Here is a 23,233-nt window from a genome sequence, read left to right on the forward strand (position 1 = left end):
AATTCCCAAAGTCACCCCCTATTCCCTACCTTTATCTCGTGACTAAGAAGCCAAGCAAATCCGCCCTTTCTGAAGTTCCTGGTGTTGACGCACAAGCGAGCCTGAATCCAAACTTGAAGCAGCGAAACATCAAGCGCAAGCAGATTGATGTTGAATCAACGCTCGAGAAACTTTTGGCAGGTGATCGCACCGCACTTTCTCAAGCCATCACTTTGGTTGAATCAACTCGGCCATCAGATTTTCCAACCGCCGACAAGCTCGTGCAAGCGTGTCTAGAGCACTCAGGCAAAAGCATTCGAATCGGAATTACTGGTGTTCCAGGGGTAGGGAAAAGCACATTTGTTGAGCGCTTTGGATTGGAGTGGATTGAGAAAAATCACAAAGTCGCCGTATTGGCGGTCGACCCAAGCTCAGCTAAAACCGGCGGAAGTATCCTTGGAGATAAAACACGCATGAATCGTCTTTCTCAAAATGAAAACGCCTTCATTCGCCCTAGCCCAAGCGCCGGCAGCCTTGGAGGTGTTGCCCGAAAGACGCGTGAAACCATGATTCTTTGTGAAGCTGCAGGGTACGACATCATTCTAGTTGAAACTGTAGGTGTTGGACAAAGCGAGACGAGCGTGAAACGTATGGTTGATCTGTTCGCATTGCTTCTACTTCCCGGAGCGGGTGACGAGCTACAGGGAATCAAGCGGGGAATCATGGAGATGGCCGACCTCATCCTCCTCAACAAGGCGGATAGTGGTCAGGAACGGAAAGCCCAACTCGCGGCTGCGGAAGTCCGTCGAGCCTTAAAGCTCTACCCGGACGACCCACGTGGCTGGACCATTCCAGTGGAGCCAATCTCTGCTGTGGAAGGAACGAACATCCCGGAAGTAATCGACGAAATCGAAAAATTCCGTCGACATATGGAACTCAAAGGTCATTGGCACGAGCTCCGCAGCTCTCAAGCCCTTTGGTGGCTCGATGACACCATTGGCGAGCTTCTTCACTCCTACTGGCTTCAACAGGGCGACAATGCAACCCGACTTTCAGAGGTGAAAGCAAAGGTTCAATCGGGAGAAATGAGTCCGCTTGCGGGCGCGAGAAGGTTGTTTGGGTAGGCTTGAGGCTTGAGGCTGAAGGCTAAAGGCTAAAGGCTAAAGGCTAAAGGCCAAAGATACCGCCATTGCGACTAACCAACTCCGAAACCGTCCAACCCTCTAACCCTCCAAAAGTCTGACCCTCTAACCCTCTAAAAGTCTAACCCTCCATTTCCGGGGTCCACAACCCCACCCCGTTCTCAAGCTACAATTCCACCGCCAATTAGTCGTGTTGTAAACGTTTAACAACGGGTAGTTTTCAACATCACACAAAAGGACAAATTTGTCCCTGTGAGTTTCCACAAAGTGTCAGAAATACTAAATAACTTGAAACCGGGGAGGGGCTGAATAGACCCTTAATTTTTTCGCCCACCGGCAGATGAGGCGACGATTGGCGGGCCGGAGGCTTGAGGCTAAGGGCTAAAGGCTAACGGCTAACGGCTAACGGCTAACGGCTAACGTTATCGCCATTGCGACTAACCAACTCCGAAACCGTCCAACCCTCTAACCCTCTAAAAGTCTATCCCTCCAAAGGTTTAACCCTCCAAAGGTCTAAAACTCCTTATACGCCTCCGACTTCATATAATGAATCGCATTTCTCGTCGGGAAGGTTCCCAACTCCATAGCGTGCTCGAGGATTTTCTTAGACAATTCTGCGCCAGTAGAGCCCTCAGGAAGTTGACTAGCCACGCGGTTTACAATACTCACGGTGGCCGATTTTGCCGTTACAACCATCTGCCAAGCTTCTTCAGAAATGTAAATCTGCTGACTCAAGTTGTACTCAAATTCGTTGCGAATGGTCTTTAGCAGAAGGGATTGGTATTCTGATGCCGACAATCCCTTAGAAGGAATGCGAACCAACAAACTGCTCGGTGTAATACGCTCCAAAAAGAGAGTCAAGCGCTCATAGGCCTGCAAGCGAACAGGCAATGCCTGCTTCTGAGTTTCCTTCCTGAGGTAATATCTCCTACGGTTTTCCTCGTTCTCTGTGAAGTTGGACAACATCAAGTAAGCCAACAAGAGCATCAATAAAGCTGGGAAAGTGTATTTCAGGATCTCAAGAAAGATCTCCATAAGCGCGATTCGTTTGTGAAGTAGCAAATATCGAAAAAAAATGGGGCCACTTTACGCGATGTCGCACATCTTAAAACCTTTACATTTGTGTCTTACATTGATTCAACTATGACTGATTTACTCTCCACTCGCGTAAAAGCGTTGGAACTACCGATGACCATCGAAATGTCCAAGAAAAGTCGCGAACTCGCGGCCAAAGGCATCGACGTGATTAGTCTAAGTCTCGGCGAACCAGATTTCGACACTCCAGATTTCATCAAGGAAGCAGCCATCCAAGGGATACGCGACAATTACAGTCACTACATGCCCGTACCCGGCTACAACGACCTTCGAGAAGCGATTGCCGGAAAGTTCAAAAGAGACAATAACCTTGAGTACGGCATCGACCAAATCGTAGTTTCCACCGGAGCAAAACAAACCCTTGCCAACCTCATGCTCAGCCTAATTGAGCCAGGAGACGACGTCATCGTGCCCGCTCCCTACTGGGTTAGCTATGTTGGAATGATCGAATTCTGTGAAGGAAATCCCGTAGTCATCCCAACCACCGTTGAATCAGGATTCAGAATTACCCCAGAACAACTCGAGGCCGCCATCACCCCAAAAACAAAGTTGATGGTGTTCTCTTCGCCTAACAACCCTTCCGGAGCGATGTACTCCCAGGAGGACCTAGAAGGAATTGCGGCCGTTCTGAGAAATCATCCGGATGTTTTCATCATCAGCGATGAAATCTATGAGCACATTAGATATACCACCGACCATGTAAGCATTGCTTCCATAGAAGGTATGTATGACCGCACAGCCACGGTGAATGGATTGTCTAAGGGCTTCGCCATGACCGGTTGGCGAATCGGTTATATGGGTTGTCCTGCTTGGCTCGCTAAAGCCTGCGATAAAATTCAAAGTCAATTTACCAGCGGAACAAGCAGTATTTCACAACGCGCAGCCATCGCTGCCGTTGCAGCAAAACCTTCCGAAGTGCAATACATGGTCGACGCTTTTGCAAGTCGCCGCAAACTCATGATTGAAACATTTGGAACCTTACCGGGGTTTGTAACTCGTAATCCCGATGGCGCTTTCTATATGTTTGCCGACATCACCGCACTCCTCGGAAAGAAGTTTGGCGATGTGGTGATTGAAAATGACCTTGACCTTTCCATGTATTTCCTAACCGAAGGACATGTTAGTAGTGTTCCCGGTTCGGCTTTTGGCCTGCCAGGTCACGTTCGATTCAGCTATGCAGCTTCCGAAGAAGATTTGAAAGAAGCGCATCGCCGACTCGAAAACGCCATCAACCAACTAAGCTGAGATGTCAGACTCTCTGAAGAGACGTGTCAACGCTATTCGTGAGCGTATCAATATCCGACTATTCGATAGCCGAGATAATGTATTGCGCGACCTTCGAACTGCCGGTGTCCTTGTTTCTTCACTGACCATCCTCGCACTCATCTATTTTCACGGTTTTCACCTCACCATTCCAGAACGTGTGGTCGTGGGCTTCATCATCAAGTTCTCTATCGGGTTCTATCTGTTAAAGTACGTCCTAGAGTTCGTGTACTCCTTCTCGCCTATTCAGCACTTAAAAGAGACGAAATGGGAGGGAATACTGATGGCCTTTCTCTTCCTGAATATCCTGTCGATTAACATATTCGACACGGAAATAATGAGTTTCTTCGGAGAGCTCCTGGGCCTCGAAGCCCTCGATCAATTCTTCCTGATCTTCATTCAAGGGTACTTCCTACTCATCGTGTTCTTAGAACTCGGAAAGGCGAGTACTTTCTTGCCCTTCGCATCGCTAAGTCCACCTGCCTTGCTGGCCATTTCTTTTATCATATTGATATTGATTGGAACCGGCCTATTGATGCTGCCAGAGATGACATCAAGTGGCATGTCTATGCCTTTCAGTGATGCATTGTTTACGAGCATTTCTGCAAGCTGCGTTACAGGTTTGATCGTGGTTGATACAGCCACCTACTTCAGCTTCAAAGGTCAGTTTATCATCATGATGCTCTTCCAATTGGGAGGTCTAAACATCATTTCATTCGCTACGTTCTTTGCGCTCTTCACAAAGAAGGGAATTGGCATCCGACACCAAAGCTTGATACAGGCGAACTATTCCAATGAAAGCCTCACCTCTAGTGCTGAACTGTTCCGAAAAATCATACGCTTCACCTTTCAAATCGAAGCACTAGGCGCAATTTTGATCTTCTTCTTTTGGGGGGCAAACTTGCATTTCGATTCTCTCGGTCAACGGCTCTTCTACTCCATATTCCACTCCATTTCAGCATTTAACAATGCGGGATTCTCACTCTTTACAAACGGATTGATGGAGGCGCCGATTCAAAACAGTTACTTCCTGCACCTCATCATTGCCATTATCGTGATCTTCGGCGGTCTTGGCTTTGGGACCATCCGCGACATATTCACACTTAGGCAGGTTCGAGAGCGGATGCGAAAACCGTGGAAAACACTTAGTGTAGGTAGTAGAATTGCGCTCTACAGTACAGGTGTGCTCCTCGTACTTGGGTTCGTTGTTTTCTTTGTTTTTGAGTTTAACGGAACGATGGCCGATAAGTCGATTGGCGGTCAAATTATAACGGCAATTTTCCAATCTGCCACGACGAGAACGGCGGGATTCAACACCGTAGATATCGGATCCTTAGCCCTACCTGTACTCATTTTCTTCATCTTTTTGATGTTCATTGGAGCATCCACAGGCTCCACCGGCGGCGGTATCAAAACAACCACCTTCGCCCTCGTATTCCTCTCAGCTTGGTCAACCATTCGAGGTAAAAAGAAGGTTGAAATTTTCAAACAAACCATCCCTTGGGAACTACTAAATCGAGCTTTCAGCATTTTCCTGTTCTCGGTCAGCGTAATTCTCGTCGGCATTTTTGTTTTGAGTATTTCAGACCCACATCTCGGTCTAGCTCGCATAGCCTTCGAAGAGGTCAGCGCCTTCTGTACGGTAGGATTGTCAACTGGAATCACATCTGAATTATCGGGTGTAGGACGCACCGTGATTATGCTTTCCATGTTCATCGGTCGTATTGGAACCATCACGCTCGCTTTCGCATTGAGCAGCCGAAAGAAAGAGTCGAACGACTACAAGTACCCAAAGGCAAACTTCATGGTCGGTTAATCCATTGGCAACCAAGCGGATTATCTCTTGAACATTCTTTCTACTCCACCCGTTTAACTACCTTTGCACCCGCTTATTAAAACGCAAGATTGAACCTATGGCAGAAGTTAAGCCGTACGCCGCCGAGGAAGGCTCTAAGAAGGAGCAAGTTGCGAAGATGTTCGACAATATCTCCGCTCGATACGACTTCCTCAATCACCTTCTTTCACTCGGCATCGACAAAGGATGGAGAAAAAAGGTTGTTCGCCTCATCGCGAAAGACAATCCTTCTACTATTCTCGACATCGCCACGGGCACAGCTGATCTTGCCATTGCCCTTTCAAAGATTCCAAACACTCAGATTACCGGTGTAGACATCTCTGCCGGAATGTTGAAAGTGGGAGGAGAAAAGATCGATAAGAAAGGTCTGAGCGAACGCATCGCACTGCAACTTGGCGATTCTGAAAACTTGCCTTTTGAAGACAATAGTTTCGACGCCATTACTGTAGCCTTTGGAGTACGCAACTTTGAAAATCTAGAAGCCGGACTAAAGGAAATCTACCGTGTTGTAAAACCCGGTGGCAGAATCGCTGTGCTTGAGTTCTCTCAGCCCACTGGTTTCCCTTTCAAGCAGGTGTATAGATTCTACTTCAAGTATATCCTGCCGACTATCGGCCGCTTGGTCAGCAAAGACCAATCCGCATATACTTACTTACCTGAATCAGTGGATGCATTCCCATACGGAACGAGGTTCATCAATCTGCTCAATAAGCTAGGGTTTGTTGATTCCAACGCTAGAGAAGTTACCTTTGGCGTAGCAACAATTTATTCTGCTACAAAATAAGAATAGACTCAGGTCGTTCTCACCCATGTTGAAAGCATCTAAGTTCATAACACTCCTTCTACTCGTCCTCGGTTCGTCCAGCGCCTTTGCGCAAAACGGCACCAAGAACCTTCGTCTGTACGATCAACGTCCAGTGCACTTCGGGTTTTACGTAGGTGTGAACTTCTACGACTTTCAACTTCGCATGAAAGAGGATATCTCCAAGGTTCCTGACTTCTTCGGGGTGCGCACAGAAGTTAGCCCAGGCTACAGCATCGGTATTGTGAGTGACCTAAGGTTGAGCCATCACCTCAATCTTCGTTTCCTTCCTTCCTTCGTGAATACGGAGCGCAAGCTTTACTTCGACATGATCGATCCATACTCTGGAATTCGATCCGAACAAGAGCGCATTATCGAAAGCTCACTTGTTCAAGCGCCCTTCGAACTCAAGTTCAAAACCGAGCGAATCCACAACCACCGTTGGTACGTGCTTGCTGGTTTCACCTATTCCTTCGACTTGGCCTCTAAGGAAAAGTTGGAAGACGACCTTATCTTCAAACTCAACTCAAGCGATCTCAGTTACGACTTCGGTATTGGGATGGATATTTACTTCGAGTATTTCAAGCTTTCTCCACAAATCAAAGGTTTTTGGGGATTCCAAGATCTGACCATTCCTGACGGCACCGTTCCAGTGTCTGGATTAGAGAGCACTCACACTCGCGGCATGCTCTTCTGCCTTACCTTCGAATAATGAACTTCGACTTCGCGAAGAACTACCGCGACCGTCTACTTGGCAACCCGAAAAGTCGGGGTGTTACCTTCATGCTCATTTCGGTCATCGGATTTGCATTGATGAATCTCGTAGTCAAGTTTCTCGGCAATAGAATACCGGCGCCAGAACTCGTGTTCTTCCGAAGTGTCGTATCCCTCGGCCTTAGCCTATGGTACATCACGAGGAGAAAACTCAAACCGCTTGGCAACAATCGGAAATGGCTCGTTCTCCGCGGCGTCTTCGGAGTTACAGCACTGACGTCCTTCTTCTACACCCTTCAACACCTGCCACTCTCTGCCGCAATTGTCATTCAATACCTCTCCCCTATTTTCACAGCCTTGTTTGCTACTTGGCTTCTCAAAGAAGTTGTGAAAGGGTACCAATGGCTCTTCTTCGTGATTTCTTTTGCTGGGATTGCACTTATCCGGGGTTTTGAAGAAACTATTGACACCACTTACTTGATCTTGGGAATTGTAAGTTCAGTCTTTGCCGGACTTGCCTACAACGCAATTGGCAAACTGGCTAAAACCGACGACCCCGTAGTTGTGGTATTCTACTTCCCGCTCATCGCCACCCCGATTATGGCACTCTTGGGCCTCACCGGCATTGTAGATTTCGTAATGCCTATCGGACGGGAATGGCTCCTATTGCTATTGATGGGAGTGCTTACACAGATCGCGCAAGTTTACATGACCAAGGCTTTTCAATCGAGCTCACTCAGCGGTTTGGCTGGAATGAAGTACTTGGGAATCATTTTCGCCTTATCGTTCGACTACTTCATCTTCGGCGTAACGTATGGTTGGATCACCATTGCTGGTATGGGCTTGGTGATTGGTGGGGTGTTGCTCAACTTGTTCTTCAAACCTCGCAAGAGCCCTAAGGCCTCGTAGCCTCGGCGAGAATAATCCCAGTGGCCATCGCTACGTTCAGGCTTTCCGCTCCATCGCTTCTCAAACGTGGTATAGTTACAATGCTGTTAGCTATTTCGCACACCTCAGGTCTTGGACCAACACCTTCGTTTCCCATCACGAGAACGGTTGGCTGATTCCAATCCATTTCAGCATAGTTCTCACCATCCATATCGGCAATGGCTACCCGGTATCCTTCTCCTTTTAGTTTGAGAAGCTCCTCAACCAAGTTGACACTTTGCGGAACAACACGTGCCAAGCTTCCCATGCTCGATTGCACGACTTTCCCATTCCAAATATCGACGCAATCTTCCGAAAGCAAGAGGTCATCCACATTAAACCAATCGGCTAGGCGAATAATTGTCCCCATGTTTCCGGGGTCGCGAACCCCATCGAGAGCAAGAATGAATGGCCCCCTTCCTTTTGAAATATCTTTGGGAATGCTGAATACGGCAAGCGTTCCATGCGGAGTTTGAAGTTGAGAAATCGACTTTAAGTCGCGCTCAGATACAATTGTAGGTTGAGCTTGAATTCCAGAAGGGATGGAATATTCCTCTGTGGCAAACCAATTTTTGATAATGAACCCAGCTTTGAGAAACTCTTCAACTACCTTAGGAGTTTCAGCAATAAAGGCACTTTCCTTCGTTCTGAACTTCTTAAGTTGCAGTTGTTGAATACGTTTGGATTCATTCTTGCTTATCACGGTCTGTTCCGTTTAACTTTGTACTCAATTCATGGGTAACCCGGTGCTAAGATACATAGGGCTAATTCTTCTCAGTGCTTTTCTCGGCGCTTGTAATCTCGGTAAGTGGGTTCCCGAAGGTGAATACCGTCTGGATGACAACGAAATCACCGTGGATGGCAAAGATGCACCATCTGCAGTAAACAACATTGTCAAGCAAAAGCCAGCCCCAAAGTTTGCCAACTGGGTCTACACTTGGGGAACGCCTACCGATTCCTCTGGATTCTCTAGATGGGTCTCCGACCAAGGAACACCACCAACCTTATTGAGTATTCCTCTAACCGAACGCACAAGCACCCAGCTCGGCTACTACTATTTCAACAAGGGTTACTTTTTGAATAAAACAAGTTACGAGCTTGAAATAGACACCCCACGCAAGGCAGTTGACGTACATTACCGCGTCGAACTAGGTTCCCAATACACCATTGGCAAGCTGGAATACGAAATTCCGTCGCCCCTGATACAAGAGTTGGTCCTTAGCGACACAGCCAATTCTCTCATTAGGATTGGTGACCCTTACTCTGAAAATCAGTTCGAAAAAGAGCGCGACCGTCTTGCACGACTATTTCGAAATGACGGTTTCTTTGGCTTCAGTAGTGAGTGGATTCGGTTTCGCGCCGACACAGCTCTGGGAGATCATAAGGTATTACTCACTTTGAGGGTGCTCGACAGGCCTGTTAGGCTGCTCGACACAACGTACACGGTGCCACACGAGCGCTACACCATCGAAAATATTTATGTGGATTACGGTTTCAATTACTTGGATCCGAATGCGAACTATTCCGACACCGTCTTTTACAACGGGAGCGATTTCTTAATTCGGGATGAACAGACCTACCACCCACACCTCATCACTAGAGCCATTCATTTTAGTCCGGGTGAGCAATTCAATGCGGAAGTAATAAAGGATTCTTATTCGCATTTATCGAGTTTAGGTGTATTCGGCGCTACTGAAATTGAATTCACTGCTGCATCGGATACGAATGAGCATGCACTGACCGCGTTCATCAAGCTCACTCCACGATCCAAAAGAACTCTTACCACGCAAATTGAAGGCACCAACACCTCTGGTCAGTATGGTATTTCCGGAAATATTGGTTGGCTGAACCGAAACTTATTTGGAGCAGGTGAAATCTTGGACCTTTCATTACTAGGTGGTATTCAAGCTCAATTCAACACACGGGAAAACTCGGGACTATTTAACACTTATGAAATTGGAGCAGAAGCTGGACTTACCTTCTCGCGCTTCCTGATTCCTGTTAGCTGGCAAGAACGATTCCCTAAGAAATGGAGACCATCAACACGTATCTACACGTCGTTGAGTCAGCAAACGCGTGTCGAATTCTCACGTCGAATCTTTAAGCTTGGTGCGAGTTTCCAAGCGCAGCTAGATGAGGACTGGCGCGCTCAAGTTTTCATTCCAGAATTCAACTACGTCAACTTGATAGATTTTGACACGAGCTATGTGAATTCACTATTCTTCAAAACGGGGTTTCAAGACGTATTTATATCATCCTCAAGAATAGTCGTAACCTACGCTCCTCTGTCAGAGACAACTTGGCTTACCAAAATATTTGCGCGTGGATCTTTAGAATTATCGGGTAATCTTCTCAGTTTGGTTGATGACAACTTCCAGGTTGACCCGGAAACAGGGCAGCGTAAAATCTTCGATGTACCTTATGCACAATACATTAGAGCCGATATTGACTTTAGGCATTACTTGAAGACCAGTCCAAATACAAGGCTCGTCGCTCGGGTCTTTGCCGGTGTCACCTACAACTATGGGAACTCGCGCTTCTTGCCCCCATTTGAAAAGAACTATCTCGCCGGTGGTTCGCAGGACATCCGCGGGTGGATTGCCTATCGACTTGGTCCAGGTGAATTGTCGAACACCATCTACGATGAGCAAAACTACGCGGCGGTAGCCCCAGTTAAGTTGATGGTAAACCTCGAGTACCGTTTCCCTATTTCGGGAAGCCTTCAAGGTGCGTTGTTCACAGACGCGGGTAACGTTTGGTTGTTCAATCGCGACTATCGTCCGGAGGATTTCGAAGGATTGACCGAAGCCCAAATTGAATCGGCTAAGTTCAACTGGAATACGCTATTCCGAAGCTCTGCCTTGGGAACGGGCTTTGGTTTGCGCTACGATTTCGGCTTCTTTCAGTTGAGATTGGATGGCGGTGTAAAGGTTTGGGACCCAAGCGAACCGCTAGGTTACCAATTCGTGTTGGATGGTCTTCGATGGGAAACTGTCACATATAACTTCGCATTGAATTATCCTTTCTAACAAAACCACTACCTTTCCGCCCCGGCAAAAAGTCATAATTTTGTCACTGTCCTTCGGGAATTAATGACGAACAGAATAAACAGCTGAACCTATGTCATACGCTAAAATCCAGGAGCTACTGGGTAAAGACGCAAGCTACTTGCTCGATCACGAGAGCAAAACAATTTCTAAAGACAGCATTCACCTTCCCGGAGGTGACTTCATCGACCGCACGTTTGTGGAGAGCAACAGAAGCATTCCGGTGCTTCGCAGCTTGGAAACACTATACTCAAGCGGACGTCTAGGTGGGTCTGGATACTTGAGCATCCTTCCAGTTGACCAGGGAATTGAGCACAGTGCTGCTGCTTCATTCGCCCCAAACCCCATTTATTTTGATCCAGAGAACATTGTGAAACTAGCTGTTGAGGCAGAGTGCAACGCCGTTGCTTCTACCTTCGGTGTATTGAGCAATGTGGCTAGAAAATATGCACACAAGATTCCATTTGTGGTTAAGATCAACCACAATGAGTTTTTGTCTCACCCAGCGCAATTCGACCAAACCATGTACGGCTCTGTAGAAGATGCTTGGAACATGGGTGCTGTAGCTGTAGGTGCTACGGTATACTTCGGAGCTCAGGAATCTCGTCGCCAACTTTTAGAAGTTGCGGAGGCATTCGAAAGAGCACATGAATTGGGAATGGCTACTATCCTATGGTGCTACACCAGAAACAGTGGCTTCAAGAAAGACGGAGTTGACTACCACACTTCTGCCGACCTTACTGGTCAAGCTAACCACCTTGGGGTAACTATCCAGGCGGACATCATCAAGCAGAAGCTTCCTACCAACAACGGTGGATACACGAACATCAACTTTGGTAAAACTCACCCAGACGTATACTCTAAGTTGTCGTCTGACCATCCTATTGACCTTACACGCTACCAAGTGGCTAACTGCTACATGGGTCGCGTTGGTTTGATCAACTCTGGTGGTGCATCGGGTGGAGAAAGTGATTTGGCTGAAGCGGTTGCAACTGCGGTTGTAAACAAGCGCGCTGGAGGTCAAGGTTTGATCTTGGGTAGAAAGGCATTCCAACGTCCGATGAACGAAGGCGTTGAATTGCTCCGTACTGTACAAGACGTTTATTTGAGCGACGAAATTACCATCGCCTAATCTAGAAAAGAACACCGTATGGGTTGGTTCAAAAGAGATAAGGAGGGAATTACCACCTCAACACAGGATAAGAAAGAAACACCTGAAGGCTTGTGGCACAGATGCTCCAAGTGTAAGGTGATTGTTTCAGTTGAAGAGCATCAGCACAATCATTGGGTTTGTGGAAACTGTGGTTACCACGACAAGATTGATGCGGCAGAATACTTCAGCTTCTTGTTCGACGACGGAAAATGGACAGAACTCGATGCCAACATGGTTTCTAAAGACCCGTTGGATTTTGAGGACACGAAAAAGTACGTTGACCGCCTAGAGCAAGGAAAAAAGAAATCAGGTTTGAAAGATGCCGTGACTACAGGTCATGGTAAGATGAATGGCATCCCCGTAACTATTGCGGCCATGAATTTCCGCTTCATTGGAGGTTCGATGGGCTCTGTTGTGGGTGAAAAAATTGCGAGAGCGATTGATCACGCACTGAAGAACAAGCAGCCGTTCATCATGATTAGCAAATCTGGTGGAGCGCGTATGATGGAGGCAGCCTTCTCGCTAATGCAGATGGCGAAGACCTCGGCAAAGTTGACACTGCTCGACAAAGCTGGGTTGCCATACATATCGTTGCTTACCGACCCAACAACGGGTGGTGTTACTGCAAGTTTCGCAATGTTAGGTGATATCAATATTGCTGAACCTGGCGCACTCATCGGCTTCGCCGGTCCACGTGTCGTAAAAGAAACCATTGGTAAAGACCTACCTGAAGGATTCCAAACTTCAGAGTTTTTGCTAGAGCATGGCTTCTTGGATTTTGTGACTGAGCGTAAGAACTTGAAAAAGAAGATGAGCCAGTTCATCAAAATGGCACAAAATTTATAACAAGTGCCACAGCGTCAAAGAATTTGCTATCTTTGCCGCCTTCGATACATCAATAACATCTTAATGCGATTTAGGCATGTATTTAACTAATGACAAGAAGCGCGAAATTTTCGCAGAGCACGGAAACGGTGCAGAAGACACCGGTTCAGCAGAAGGACAAATTGCACTCTTCACTTACAGAATCGCTCACTTGACAGAGCACTTGAAGAAAAACCGAAAGGATTTCAACACAGAGCGTTCACTAGTAGCACTTGTAGGTAAGCGTCGTAAATTGCTCAACTACCTCTACAAAAATGACATCCAGCGCTACCGCGCAATTATTGAGAAGCTTGGTCTTCGTAAATAAGATGAAAGCGTACCGCGATAAAGGCAATTCAATGAATTGCCTTTTCGCGTATAATGAAGTTTATAATTGTAACTGAATCGAATAAATGATTCCTACTCCAACAACGCAAGAGATTAAGCTCGCGGACGGACGAGTAATTACCCTCGAAACTGGAAAGCTTGCTCGTCAAGCCGATGGTTCTGTGGTAGTTAAAATGGGTGGCACGATGCTACTCGCAACCGTAGTTTCTAACAAAGACGCTAAGGAAGGCGTAGATTTCCTTCCACTCACAGTTGAATACCGTGAGAAGTTCTCAGCTACGGGCCGTGTCCCAGGCGGATTCATCAAGCGTGAAGGACGTCCATCTGACGACGAAATCCTTACCATGCGCTTGGTTGACCGTGTGTTGCGCCCAATCTTCCCGAAAGATTATCACGCCGACACTCAGGTTATCATCAACTTGATCTCTTTCGATCCTGAAGTTGCTCCTGATTCACTCGCTGGATTGGCAGCTTCTGCAGCAATCTCTATTTCTGACATTCCATTCAACGGCCCAATCGGTGAAGTGCGCGTAGCACGTATCGACGGCGAGTTGGTTATCAACCCATCTCCAGCTGATAAAGAGCGTGCCGACATCGAAATGATGATCGGTGGTTCTAAAGAGAGCATCGTGATGGTTGAAGGTGAGATGGAGGAAGTTAGCGAGGAGGAAATGCTCGAAGCTATCGAGTTTGCTCACAAGGCTATCATCGATCAGTGTATCGCTCAGGAAGAACTCGCTTCTAAAGTTGCAGCTTCTTCACCTAAGCGTGAATACAACCACGAAACTCACGACGAGGAGCTTCGCGAAGCCGTTATGAAAGCTACTTACGACAAGTGCTACGAGATTGCCAAGCAAGGCAACCCGAATAAGCACGAGCGTTCTGCCGCTTTCAAAGAGGTATTCGAAGCATATATCGCCGACTGGAGCGAGGAAGATCTAGCCGAAAAAGCTGGTCTTGCCAAAACTTACTTCCACGACGCACAGTACCACGCGGTTCGTAACTGCTTGTTAGATAACGGTATCCGTCTCGACGGTCGTAAGACCACCGAGATTCGCCCAATCTGGACAGAAGTAGATTACCTTCCAGGAGGACACGGTTCAGCGATTTTCACCAGAGGTGAAACTCAGTCGTTGACCACGGTTACTTTGGGTACTAGCCTCGACGTAAACAAGATTGACAACGCTACGTTTGTAGGACAAGAGAAGTTCTACCTTCACTACAACTTCCCTCCATTCTCAACTGGAGAGGCTCGTCCGATTCGTGGCACTAGCCGCCGTGAAATTGGTCACGGTAACCTTGCACAACGTGCTTTGAAGAAAATGATTCCTGCAGATTCTCCGTATACAATTCGCATTGTATCTGAGATTCTTGAATCAAACGGTTCTTCATCTATGGCCACGGTTTGTGCAGGTACACTTTCTCTAATGGATGCAGGTATCAACATCAAGAAGCCTGTATCTGGTATCGCAATGGGATTGATTACCGATAAGGAAACTGGCAAGTACCAAATCTTGTCTGACATCCTCGGTGATGAAGACCACCTCGGTGATATGGACTTTAAAGTTACCGGTACTCGCGATGGTATCACTGCTTGTCAGATGGACCTCAAGATTACAGGTATCTCTGCTCAGGTGATGAAGGAAGCTCTAGCGCAAGCGCGCGAAGGTCGTCTTCACATCATGACAGAAATGACGAAGTCTATCAGCGAGCCACGCACGCAGCTTAAGGCCAACGCTCCTAAGATCGTAGTAGTAGAAATTCCGAAGAGCTTCATCGGCGCCGTTATCGGTCCTGGTGGAAAAGTGATCCAGGCTCTCCAAGAAGAAACTGGAACAACTATCTCCATCGAGGAAGAAGGCGAAAAAGGAAAAGTAGAAATCTCGGGAGTCGATCAGGAGGGTATGGATTTTGCAATCCGTCGTATCAAGGACATCGCGTTCGTTCCGACGGTTGGAGAGACTTACGAAGGTGTTGTTAAAGGAATCCAATCTTTCGGTGCATTCATCGAAATTGGCCACAACACACAAGGTCTACTCCACATCTCTGAAATCGATCACAAGAGAATCGAAGAGGTAACTGACGTCTTCAAAGAAGGAGACAAAGTTCAGGTGAAACTTTTGGCGATGGACGAGAAAGGTAAGATGAAATTGTCGCGTAAAGCATTGTTGCCGAAGCCTGAGAAACAGGAGAACAAGCAGTAAAACAATCTTTGCCAATTCATCGTTCCATTAATTCCTAGTATTCGAAAGGACATATGAGACAGTTAAAAATCACAAAGCAGGTCACCAATAGGGAGACCGCCTCACTAGATAAATACCTTCAGGAAATCGGTAAAGTAGAACTGATTACCGCGGAGGAAGAGGTGGAACTCGCTCAGCGCATTAAGGCGGGTGACCAAATTGCCTTGGAAAAGTTGACCAAGGCTAACCTTCGTTTTGTGGTTTCAGTTGCAAAGCAATACCAAAACCAAGGTCTTACTTTGCCTGACCTCATTAATGAAGGAAACCTCGGCTTGATTAAAGCCGCTCAACGTTTCGATGAAACGCGTGGTTTCAAATTTATCTCATACGCCGTTTGGTGGATTCGTCAGTCTATTCTCCAGGCTCTCGCAGAACAATCTCGTATCGTTCGCTTGCCGTTGAACAAGATTGGCTCAATCAATAAAATCAACAAGGCTTACGCTCAACTCGAACAAGAGCATGAGCGCGCACCTTCTGCTGCTGAAATCGCGGATATGCTCGAAATGGGCGAAAACGACGTGAAAGAAAGCATGCGTAACTCGGGTCGTCACGTTTCAATGGACGCACCGCTTGTTGAAGGTGAAGACAGCAACTTGTATGACGTATTGAATTCGTCCGATTCACCAAACCCGGATGAGGACCTCATGCACGATTCACTTCGTACCGAAATTGAGCGCTCACTTGCCACCCTCACTCCGCGTGAAGGTGACGTGATTCGCCTCTACTTCGGACTTAACGGTCAACACCCAATGACCCTCGAAGAAATCGGTGAGAAATTTGACCTCACTCGTGAGCGTGTGCGCCAAATCAAAGAGAAGGCTATCCGCCGACTCAAGCACACTTCTCGAAGCAAAATTCTTAAGACTTACCTCGGGTAATACTCGAGAAGAGAAATTTGAAAGCCCCACGCGCCGTATGGTGAGTGGGGCTTTTTCGTTGGTGGGTTTTTTTCTCTCGCGGAGAATATAAGTTTTCCGTGGTGGAGAGAGGTCGCGGAGAGCGTGGTGGGAAATCCTCACCCGCCGGCAGGCGGGCAAGCTACAGAGTCACAGGGGACACGGAGGTTTCTCGCAGAGAAAATGAGGAAGTGCGTGATGGAGAGAGTCCGCAGAGAGGTGAGTGTTGTGTGATTCACGCAAAACCGCAAAAAAATAAATGCCCTATATACTTTGACAAAATCAATCGCCGGCGAGTTAGCCAAATCATTAGACCGAGTTCCTAGATCATAGGCACGGTGCTTTAGCACGTGCCGCTGGTAGGGAACCGGATTCTTGGGAAATCCTCACCCGCCGGCAGGCGGGCAAGCTACAGAGTCACAGGGGACACGGAGGTTTCTCGCAGAGAAAATGAGGAATTACGTGGTGGGTAGAGTTCGCAGAGAGGGTAGCTCTCTTTCCCCGCATACAGCGGGGACCCTTTCGCGAGGCACGAGCGATCCTTTCCCCCCGCCGGCTGGCGGGCAAGATCCTTTCGCGAGGCACGAGCAACCCTTTCCCCGCATCCAGCGGGGACCCTTTTGCGAGGCACGAGCAACCCTTTTGCCCCCCGCCGCATGGCGGGCAGGCAATCCTTTCCGATCCGCCATTCGGCGGAGCGCATCCTTTCCCTATCTTTGCCCAAACTTCAGATTTCCACTTATGGCCATCATCGCCCCTTCCGTCCTTGCAGCAGATTTCGCCAACCTCCAGCGTGACTCAGAAATGTTGAATCGCAGTGAAGCTGATTGGTTCCATATCGATGTTATGGATGGTGTTTTTGTTCCGAATATCTCTTTCGGTATGCCTGTAATCAAGGCTATCAAAAAGCACGCGAAGAAAACAATGGATGTTCATTTGATGATTGTTCAACCCGAACGATACATCAAGGAGTTCAAGGCTGTTGGAGCGGATATTCTGACTGTACATTACGAAGCCTCAACGCATCTTCATAGAACCCTTCAGGCCATTAAGGCTGAGGGCATGCAAGCTGGAGTAGCGCTCAATCCGCACACAAATGTGAATGTACTCGAGGACACAATCGAGGATATCGACCTTGTCTGCATGATGTCGGTTAACCCTGGTTTTGGAGGTCAAAAATTCATCGAGCGTACGTACGAAAAGGTTCGTCAGCTTAGAAAAATGATTGACGATCGTGGCGCCTCTACCAAGATCGAAATTGATGGTGGCGTAACGACCGCTAATGCCAAGCAATTGATCGAAGCTGGGGCAGACGTCCTTGTGGCTGGTTCCTTCGTGTTTAACAGCGAAGATCCGGAAGCAACGATTGCAGAATTGAAGGCGATTTAATCACTCCTCCCCTTCTACATACGACTTTAGATAGATGAAGTTTCGAGCCAGCTCGCCATCGCGAGTTTCGGTTGCGCGCTCAATGATACCGTCTGGGTCATCCCCAATCAGGAATGGCAACACCTTGTCGATAAGTTCACGCCCAAAGTCCTCAGCCGCGTCACGCGGCAGCTCGCAAGGTAGATTGTCTACCGCTTGGACACCTATACTTCCTTCGGTGCCCAATTCGACCTCCTTTTCGGAATGGGGATCATAGGCGTAAAAAGGATTGGCTATCGTAGACGGACGAAGTGTTGATGCTACAGGACCGTCGATATCCGCTGAAATATCTGAAACGAATTTAATCTTGAAGTCTTCCTTCTTGGCATCCTCACGGGTGAAGATGAAGGGAGAACCATCGCCCCAGTAATGACAAGCGAGGTACATGTCCGCCACTCGTGCAAATCGCATAAAGTCCGAACGATAACTCTCCGGATTCGAATAGAAGTCGTTCCTCGTAGCTACTAGACCATCATTCCTACGGTTATAATCGAGTACTCCAAGTTGAACAAACACCGGCTCGTCAAAAGACTCAGAAAGGAATGCTCTAATTGGAACTTTGGTAATCTTTAGGGAGTTCAGGATTTCAATGGCACCTCGCGCCACGCGCCCTTGCCCAGTCATCACAATCTTGAAATCACTCGGGAGCTTGACTTTAGAGAACTCCAACTCCATTTCGGCTCTGTCTCTACACTCATGCGCTGGGCGAAGCTCGAAAGACTTTGTAGCTAGGCCGTATCCTCTAAATGCATTGTACGCTCCAACGATTCCGGCATATCTACCGAAACCAATGAGGCGAGTACCTTTCGCGCTCTTGAGCACTTCATAATCTACGAGGCGGATATTCTTTTCGAGAATAGCGCGAAGCAGATTGCGGTTGTACGGCTGTTTTTTGAAAGTGTGTGAGAAAAAGAAGTAGGTCTTATTGGGAATAAGCTGGTCAATCGGAACTTCCTTGACACCGAGCAAAACATCGCAGTCAGACACATCGTCGACCACCGGAATACCAGCAGCCCGGTATTCATTATCGGTAAAAGCTCGAATGTCGCTGGACTGTGCAACTACCTCCACTTGGGGGTATTTCTCTTTCAGTTCGGCGCATTGGCTTGGGCTAAGAGGTACGCGCTTATCCGGTGGAGTCTTTCCCTCCTTTATTAACCCAATTTTCAATGCCAGCGATTTTAGATTGTTCGTTGCAAAAGTCGTGAATAGAATTGGAAGTGTAAAACATCTCACACACTCAATCAAATGTAGTACGGTTTGTGCGTGGGTTGTGGTTGGCTTACCTTTGTAGATTCATCCTTGGGGCTGACTGGTTTTGACAGCAAGATGAAGGGATGTGTAAGCATGTCGAGCAATGGGGTTTCCGCTCGTTAAACAGGGACTTCAGCTTTATAACTGGCAACAACAATTACGCGCTTGCCGCTTAATCGATTCGATAGAACGATTTAGCCAATCCACGTACTAGGTACGGGAGTGAGCCATCTCTCAGAATCCATGTCTGACGGAGTCTGATCAAGAGGTGCAGTAAGGTTAGACTAGGCATTCCGATGATACTACAGGATGTCGAAAATTTAGTATCTAAGCGTTCGCTAGGCTGTTCATAGCCAGGCTTGCGTCGAAAACCCAACAATGAACTAAGCATGTAGAAAGCCCATTTTTTCCTTGTTTGCACGCGGGTTCGAATCCCGCCAGCTCCACAAGACAAGCCGAATCCCTCATCACGACGTAAGGAGTGATGCAGGGATTTTTATTTGAAAGATTCTCTCGCAGAGAATAAGAGGAATTGCGTGATGGAGAGAGTCCGCAGAGGATGAGCGTGGCGTGGTTCACGCAAAACCGCAAAAAAATAAATGCCCTATATACTTTGACAAAATCAATCGCCGGCGAGTTAGCCGACCGTTAGATTGAATGCCGAGATCGTAGGCACGGTGCTTTAGCACGTGCCGCTGGTAGGGTAACCGGATTCGTGGAAGATTCTCTCGCAGAGAATAAGAGGAATTGCGTGATGGAGAGAGTCCGCAGAGGGGTGTGCGTGGTGTGGTTCGTGCGAAACCGCAAAAAAATAAATGCCCTATATACTTTGACAAAATCAATCGCCGGCGAGTTAGCCAAATCATCAGACCAAGTTCCTAGATCATAGGCACGGTGCTTTAGCACGTGCCGCTGGTAGGGTAACCGGATTCGTGGAATATTCTCTCGCAGAGAAAATGAGGAATTGCGTGGTGGAGAGAGTCCGCAGGGAGGTGAGCGCGGTGTGGTTCACGCGCCGGCTGGCGGAAGAAAAGCAAACACGCAATTAAATGAACACATTGGGGGTGTTTACGCCAGCAACTTCCTCAAGAATCGTTTATGTCGCCACTTTGCAATCTGCCAAATCGAGATGGCTAAAATTGACGATAGTGACAACCCTATAATTATGACTTCGACCGGAGATCCCATCACTAAGGGAAACACGAAGAAAACTCCGAAAAATGCCGCAACATTCAACCAGTATCTCACTGAGATGATCTTGTATATCACTTCATCACCTTTCAATTGAATCGAGCCATAATCTATCATTGTGAAAAGCTCACCTCTAAACAAGTAGGAGAAATCCCATTCAGCTTCAAACTCCAAAAGATTGGTTGAAACATTCGTGACTTTCACGAATGATGACATCCTCTTTTCAACAGCAAAGAGGTCAACATGTTGATCAGAATTAATGGTGATTTCGGCTTTCATAAGGTCATACTCTATTGGGCTATTGTAGCAGCTTCACTTTAAATATCACGTTCTCTTTTCAAAGCTTCTAATGTATAGTGTAGCCCACAGAAGTGTCTAGCAATAAACCACCGCTATACATAATCGACAATTCCTCTAAATCAGCATTCAAGTCAGCCTTGCCTTGCGAATCACATCTCGAGTTCATTAGATAGAGACTGGAGGTATGGAAGAATGTTATTGAATCAATTCGATTACCTTTTGGCGGAATCCTTTTGTAAGGGGCTCCCAACAGTTGAACAACTTCAGCCTCCGACTTCCCATATAAATCGCATTCTTTGATTATTCTATTGAGCAAGGGCAGACTCTTCAAGCTGTCGCAGCCAGATGGATCACTACCCCAAACAGCGAGGAGTGAATCGCAAGGAGTTTCTTTCAGAGATATATCTTGCTGAACACGAGCTTCACCTGTGGAACCAGAATCATCACAACTGGACGTAATAATCCCTATGAAAAGGGGAATTAATATCGTCTTTCTCATCAAATTGAAATTCGACTTTTTTTGTCCATCTGCTTGTTCCTTCATTCTTCGTCATGGAATTGAACACAGTAAATTGACTGAACATCCGTCCGATAAATTGAATCACAGTTGAGATCAATCAACTCATCACCAGACAAATACCATGATTGAAATATTTTATCCGATTCAGGGCTTCGCGGGGTATTCTCTAAGGTGAAAACGTCTCTATACTCGGGTCGAAACAAGATTCCATATCCTATACCCTGTCCTTCATCGAATTCAACGGTATAATCCCTTATGACCTTAAAAGTGAAAGGCTCAAACCAAGTGCTGTCATCAAACGCAATATATTCTCTCGTCAATGTTGAAGAAATTCGATGGACAGAATCTACATGCGGGATTGAAAGAAGATGCCAGCCTCCGCTATAATCAGAGGTCATCAGAAAGCGATACTCTGAACGATTCGAATCAACCAATACAATCAAAGCGCGCCTTGTTTCAGAATCATCGAGTGAATACTTGTGCGTGAAAACTACATCCAAGTTATATCGCTCGAGTAAATCCTCCTGATTGTAATATCCAGCGGGTATTGATGAAGGCTTAGAGCAAGAAAGTGCCAAGGTGAAGAGACACAATGCTAGAACCTTACTTTTATTGAAGAGAGGAAGAAGTTGCATAGAACATGAAGGTACTAAAGTTGTCTTGACCGCTTATTCTAAAACAGAATCTAAATCTTATCACGGGACTTTCTTACTCCCTTCCTAACAACAACCATCACTACCACAACCATCAACACCAACAAAGCCAAATCCCATTCGGATATGACGTAGTACGTGTCGTGAATGTTGATGTCGATTTCTAATATCAAAGGCTAAAGTTTCATTCAGCATTCAATTTAGTTCTAGTTGCCCATCGCGCGGACCAACTTATAGATAATGCGAATCACAATTAGAATTCCGACGATTACCCCACCAATCTTAATCGATGCCCCAGATCCTTTTCCGCTAATTTGATTCTCAGCAGAATCTGGATTGAAATTACCCAGTTTTACATCTATCGGATCTTGACCTCTTCTAAACAACTCTCCTAGCGCTGGGTACACTCTGCCACGAATCAATTCGATTGACGGCGAATTATCCTTGAGCGCATAAATTGGAAAATAGATGTCCTTCTTAAGCTCGGCTATCGACTTCCCCGAAAGATCAGCGGAAGTGGGAAACTCTCCTCCGAGAACGAAGTAGGTATCTGCCAAGTCGTATACAAGTTGAAATTGATTGCGAAGCTCTTGACCATTCAAAGCAGCCAATTTATCGAGATGAACCATAAGAACCCGCTTCGCTTCCACGACTTCAGATTGATCCCACCTCTGCGTTCTCATCAACAAGCCTGGGAATGAGCCTGGGTTCTGCGCAAAATGGAGTAGAATCTTGCGGGTCTCCTTTCTAGCTTCGGGACTTGTTATTGGCTGACTTTTCCATTCATTCAAGAGTGTGCGAAGGTGTTCAAACATAGCCCGACGCTGTGCTGCTGTACCATTTCCAACCAGTTGTACGCCTTTGTAAAAGCCCGGTAGAGGAGCATCTGACATCGATGTTAAGCCAATCTGGAAAGCGAGTAACACACCACCGGGATTTGCCGTTGGTTCGCTAAGCGAATTATTCAGAGTCTGTTCGAATTCATCAATATCAGAAAACCTGTATTCTCCTTCAGGCCGCACCCTACTATCAGTTTTCGCACCAGCGAATTCACCTGCTTTCGTTCGATAAATCTTTACTGGATAATCTTCTGAAATTCGATTTCCTCCCCATTCCTCAATCAGAGGCAAGATGCCATCGAAATATAAATCACCCTCATCTAAACTGAGTCGGTTCGTACCATTCAGATGGTAAACCTCTCCATCTTCATAATCATCTGTACCATCTGGTTGTCCATCCTGGAACCATTCTACGTGGTAGGCACCAGCAGTCTCTCCGATGAAATAGACGCATGCTTTATCCACTATTTCCGTAAGACGATCAAAATTGGAGTAACCCACCCAATCGTAATTGAACCAAATAGCTGTGCAACTTCCCATGGTAAGGATCGCGATATCATCTTCCTCCCCACCCAATACAAATGGATCCTCTTCAAAAACCGTAGCTTGAATCTCCTCGAGCTCAACCTTCAAACAACGCTCAATATCGTGTGTAGAGAGCCCCTTTTTACTCAATAAGGCCCCGGCGAAATTCATGCCCATGAGAGAGTAGTTTTGTGA

21 protein-coding genes and 1 other RNA gene are annotated in these 23,233 nt (G+C 46.9%); 14 read left to right on the plus strand and 8 right to left on the minus strand.

All coding sequences use genetic code 11. The features are described 5' to 3' along the window. Window positions 1-38 precede the first annotated feature (38 nt). A complete protein-coding gene (meaB, locus tag F8C67_RS09630) occupies window positions 39-1,103 on the plus strand; it encodes a methylmalonyl Co-A mutase-associated GTPase MeaB (RefSeq protein ID WP_189660811.1) in 1,065 nt (354 codons plus the stop codon). Between the two features lie 531 nt (window positions 1,104-1,634). Here meaB and F8C67_RS09635 read toward each other — a convergent pair. Further along, entirely contained in the window at window positions 1,635-2,156 is a 522-nt protein-coding gene (locus F8C67_RS09635; RefSeq protein ID WP_151667628.1) for a DUF7935 family protein, read from the minus strand. Window positions 2,157-2,264: 108 nt separating this feature from the next. On the opposite strand from F8C67_RS09635, the gene F8C67_RS09640 reads away from it, so the two are divergent. From F8C67_RS09640 to F8C67_RS09660, 5 genes are all read left to right on the plus strand, one after another. Continuing rightward, the gene (locus tag F8C67_RS09640; RefSeq protein WP_151667629.1) at window positions 2,265-3,461 is read left to right on the plus strand and encodes a pyridoxal phosphate-dependent aminotransferase; all 1,197 of its coding nucleotides are present in this window, start codon (window positions 2,265-2,267) and stop codon (window positions 3,459-3,461) included. A gap of 1 nt (window position 3,462) precedes the next feature. Next, window positions 3,463-5,295 (plus strand): TrkH family potassium uptake protein, encoded by a 1,833-nt coding sequence (locus tag F8C67_RS09645; protein WP_151667630.1) that lies wholly within the window; start codon window positions 3,463-3,465, stop codon window positions 5,293-5,295. 97 nt (window positions 5,296-5,392) lie between these two features. After that, window positions 5,393-6,118 (plus strand): bifunctional demethylmenaquinone methyltransferase/2-methoxy-6-polyprenyl-1,4-benzoquinol methylase UbiE, encoded by a 726-nt coding sequence (gene ubiE, locus F8C67_RS09650; RefSeq protein ID WP_151667631.1) that lies wholly within the window; start codon window positions 5,393-5,395, stop codon window positions 6,116-6,118. A 25-nt stretch (window positions 6,119-6,143) separates the two neighbouring features. After that, window positions 6,144-6,848, plus strand: coding sequence for a type IX secretion/gliding motility protein PorT/SprT (porT, locus tag F8C67_RS09655; RefSeq protein ID WP_151667632.1), 705 nt, complete (start codon window positions 6,144-6,146; stop codon window positions 6,846-6,848). After that, entirely contained in the window at window positions 6,848-7,759 is a 912-nt protein-coding gene (locus F8C67_RS09660; protein ID WP_223277547.1) for a DMT family transporter, read from the plus strand. The genes porT and F8C67_RS09660 overlap by 1 nt, the downstream gene beginning before the upstream one ends. Here the strand turns inward: F8C67_RS09660 and F8C67_RS09665 are convergent. Then, window positions 7,746-8,480: a TrmH family RNA methyltransferase gene (locus tag F8C67_RS09665; RefSeq protein WP_151667633.1), complete on the minus strand. Its 735-nt coding sequence runs from the start codon at window positions 8,478-8,480 to the stop codon at window positions 7,746-7,748. The genes F8C67_RS09660 and F8C67_RS09665 overlap by 14 nt on opposite strands. A 43-nt stretch (window positions 8,481-8,523) precedes the next feature. On the opposite strand from F8C67_RS09665, the gene tamL reads away from it, so the two are divergent. The 7 genes from tamL to rpe all read left to right on the plus strand — a co-directional run bounded on the left by tamL (window position 8,524) and on the right by rpe (window position 17,717). Further along, entirely contained in the window at window positions 8,524-10,806 is a 2,283-nt protein-coding gene (tamL, locus tag F8C67_RS09670) for a translocation and assembly module lipoprotein TamL (RefSeq protein ID WP_170266427.1), read from the plus strand. Between the two features lie 91 nt (window positions 10,807-10,897). Continuing rightward, the gene (locus F8C67_RS09675) at window positions 10,898-11,956 is read left to right on the plus strand and encodes a class I fructose-bisphosphate aldolase (RefSeq protein ID WP_151667635.1); all 1,059 of its coding nucleotides are present in this window, start codon (window positions 10,898-10,900) and stop codon (window positions 11,954-11,956) included. An 18-nt stretch (window positions 11,957-11,974) separates the two neighbouring features. Then, window positions 11,975-12,823, plus strand: coding sequence for an acetyl-CoA carboxylase, carboxyltransferase subunit beta (accD, locus tag F8C67_RS09680; protein WP_151667636.1), 849 nt, complete (start codon window positions 11,975-11,977; stop codon window positions 12,821-12,823). A gap of 76 nt (window positions 12,824-12,899) precedes the next feature. Then, entirely contained in the window at window positions 12,900-13,169 is a 270-nt protein-coding gene (gene rpsO / locus F8C67_RS09685; protein ID WP_151667637.1) for a 30S ribosomal protein S15, read from the plus strand. 85 nt (window positions 13,170-13,254) lie between these two features. Beyond that, entirely contained in the window at window positions 13,255-15,393 is a 2,139-nt protein-coding gene (locus F8C67_RS09690) for a polyribonucleotide nucleotidyltransferase (RefSeq protein WP_151667638.1), read from the plus strand. Window positions 15,394-15,446: 53 nt separating this feature from the next. Further along, entirely contained in the window at window positions 15,447-16,310 is an 864-nt protein-coding gene (locus F8C67_RS09695) for a sigma-70 family RNA polymerase sigma factor (protein ID WP_151667639.1), read from the plus strand. A gap of 759 nt (window positions 16,311-17,069) precedes the next feature. Then, the gene (gene rpe / locus F8C67_RS09700; RefSeq protein WP_151667640.1) at window positions 17,070-17,717 is read left to right on the plus strand and encodes a ribulose-phosphate 3-epimerase; all 648 of its coding nucleotides are present in this window, start codon (window positions 17,070-17,072) and stop codon (window positions 17,715-17,717) included. Here the strand turns inward: rpe and F8C67_RS09705 are convergent, their stop codons facing one another. Then, a complete protein-coding gene (locus F8C67_RS09705) occupies window positions 17,718-18,926 on the minus strand; it encodes an NAD(P)-dependent oxidoreductase (RefSeq protein ID WP_151667641.1) in 1,209 nt (402 codons plus the stop codon). It abuts the gene before it with no gap. 134 nt (window positions 18,927-19,060) lie between these two features. Here F8C67_RS09705 and ssrA point away from each other — a divergent pair. Beyond that, window positions 19,061-19,459: a transfer-messenger RNA gene (gene ssrA / locus F8C67_RS09710) on the plus strand. 619 nt (window positions 19,460-20,078) lie between these two features. Here the strand turns inward: ssrA and F8C67_RS09715 are convergent. The 5 genes from F8C67_RS09715 to F8C67_RS09730 all read right to left on the minus strand — a co-directional run bounded on the left by F8C67_RS09715 (window position 20,079) and on the right by F8C67_RS09730 (window position 23,215). Further along, complete coding sequence (locus tag F8C67_RS09715) at window positions 20,079-20,480, minus strand: hypothetical protein (RefSeq protein WP_151667642.1); 402 nt, start codon at window positions 20,478-20,480, stop codon at window positions 20,079-20,081. A gap of 67 nt (window positions 20,481-20,547) precedes the next feature. Continuing rightward, window positions 20,548-21,000 carry a hypothetical protein gene (locus F8C67_RS09720; protein WP_170266428.1) on the minus strand — a complete coding sequence of 151 codons (453 nt, stop codon included), beginning with the start codon at window positions 20,998-21,000 and terminating at the stop codon, window positions 20,548-20,550. Between the two features lie 41 nt (window positions 21,001-21,041). Then, on the minus strand, window positions 21,042-21,656 hold the full coding sequence (locus tag F8C67_RS09725; RefSeq protein WP_151667644.1) for a hypothetical protein: 615 nt from the start codon (window positions 21,654-21,656) through the stop codon (window positions 21,042-21,044). A gap of 50 nt (window positions 21,657-21,706) precedes the next feature. Then, window positions 21,707-21,847 carry a hypothetical protein gene (locus F8C67_RS14315; protein WP_170266429.1) on the minus strand — a complete coding sequence of 47 codons (141 nt, stop codon included), beginning with the start codon at window positions 21,845-21,847 and terminating at the stop codon, window positions 21,707-21,709. Between the two features lie 33 nt (window positions 21,848-21,880). Next, window positions 21,881-23,215, minus strand: coding sequence for a hypothetical protein (locus tag F8C67_RS09730; RefSeq protein ID WP_151667645.1), 1,335 nt, complete (start codon window positions 23,213-23,215; stop codon window positions 21,881-21,883). Between the last annotated feature and the right edge of the window lie 18 nt (window positions 23,216-23,233).

The organism is Phaeocystidibacter luteus (genome assembly GCF_008933115.1).
In the GTDB taxonomy this organism is placed as follows: Bacteria; Bacteroidota; Bacteroidia; order Flavobacteriales; family Schleiferiaceae; genus Phaeocystidibacter; species Phaeocystidibacter luteus.

Excerpts from the sequence above, each read along its gene's own strand:
- rpe (WP_151667640.1), top strand. The coding sequence starts at position 17,070 with ATGGCCATCATCGCCCCTTCCGTCCTTGCAGCAGATTTCGCCAACCTC.
- F8C67_RS09715 (WP_151667642.1), bottom strand. The coding sequence starts at position 20,480 with ATGAAAGCCGAAATCACCATTAATTCTGATCAACATGTTGACCTCTTT.
- F8C67_RS09660 (WP_223277547.1), top strand. The coding sequence starts at position 6,848 with ATGAACTTCGACTTCGCGAAGAACTACCGCGACCGTCTACTTGGCAAC.
- F8C67_RS09690 (WP_151667638.1), top strand. The coding sequence starts at position 13,255 with ATGATTCCTACTCCAACAACGCAAGAGATTAAGCTCGCGGACGGACGA.
- accD (WP_151667636.1), top strand. The coding sequence starts at position 11,975 with ATGGGTTGGTTCAAAAGAGATAAGGAGGGAATTACCACCTCAACACAG.
- F8C67_RS09730 (WP_151667645.1), bottom strand. The coding sequence starts at position 23,215 with ATGGGCATGAATTTCGCCGGGGCCTTATTGAGTAAAAAGGGGCTCTCT.
- porT (WP_151667632.1), top strand. The coding sequence starts at position 6,144 with ATGTTGAAAGCATCTAAGTTCATAACACTCCTTCTACTCGTCCTCGGT.
- rpsO (WP_151667637.1), top strand. The coding sequence starts at position 12,900 with ATGTATTTAACTAATGACAAGAAGCGCGAAATTTTCGCAGAGCACGGA.
- ubiE (WP_151667631.1), top strand. The coding sequence starts at position 5,393 with ATGGCAGAAGTTAAGCCGTACGCCGCCGAGGAAGGCTCTAAGAAGGAG.
- F8C67_RS09695 (WP_151667639.1), top strand. The coding sequence starts at position 15,447 with ATGAGACAGTTAAAAATCACAAAGCAGGTCACCAATAGGGAGACCGCC.
- F8C67_RS09720 (WP_170266428.1), bottom strand. The coding sequence starts at position 21,000 with ATGAGAAAGACGATATTAATTCCCCTTTTCATAGGGATTATTACGTCC.
- F8C67_RS09635 (WP_151667628.1), bottom strand. The coding sequence starts at position 2,156 with ATGGAGATCTTTCTTGAGATCCTGAAATACACTTTCCCAGCTTTATTG.
- F8C67_RS09675 (WP_151667635.1), top strand. The coding sequence starts at position 10,898 with ATGTCATACGCTAAAATCCAGGAGCTACTGGGTAAAGACGCAAGCTAC.
- F8C67_RS09645 (WP_151667630.1), top strand. The coding sequence starts at position 3,463 with ATGTCAGACTCTCTGAAGAGACGTGTCAACGCTATTCGTGAGCGTATC.
- F8C67_RS09640 (WP_151667629.1), top strand. The coding sequence starts at position 2,265 with ATGACTGATTTACTCTCCACTCGCGTAAAAGCGTTGGAACTACCGATG.
- F8C67_RS09725 (WP_151667644.1), bottom strand. The coding sequence starts at position 21,656 with ATGCAACTTCTTCCTCTCTTCAATAAAAGTAAGGTTCTAGCATTGTGT.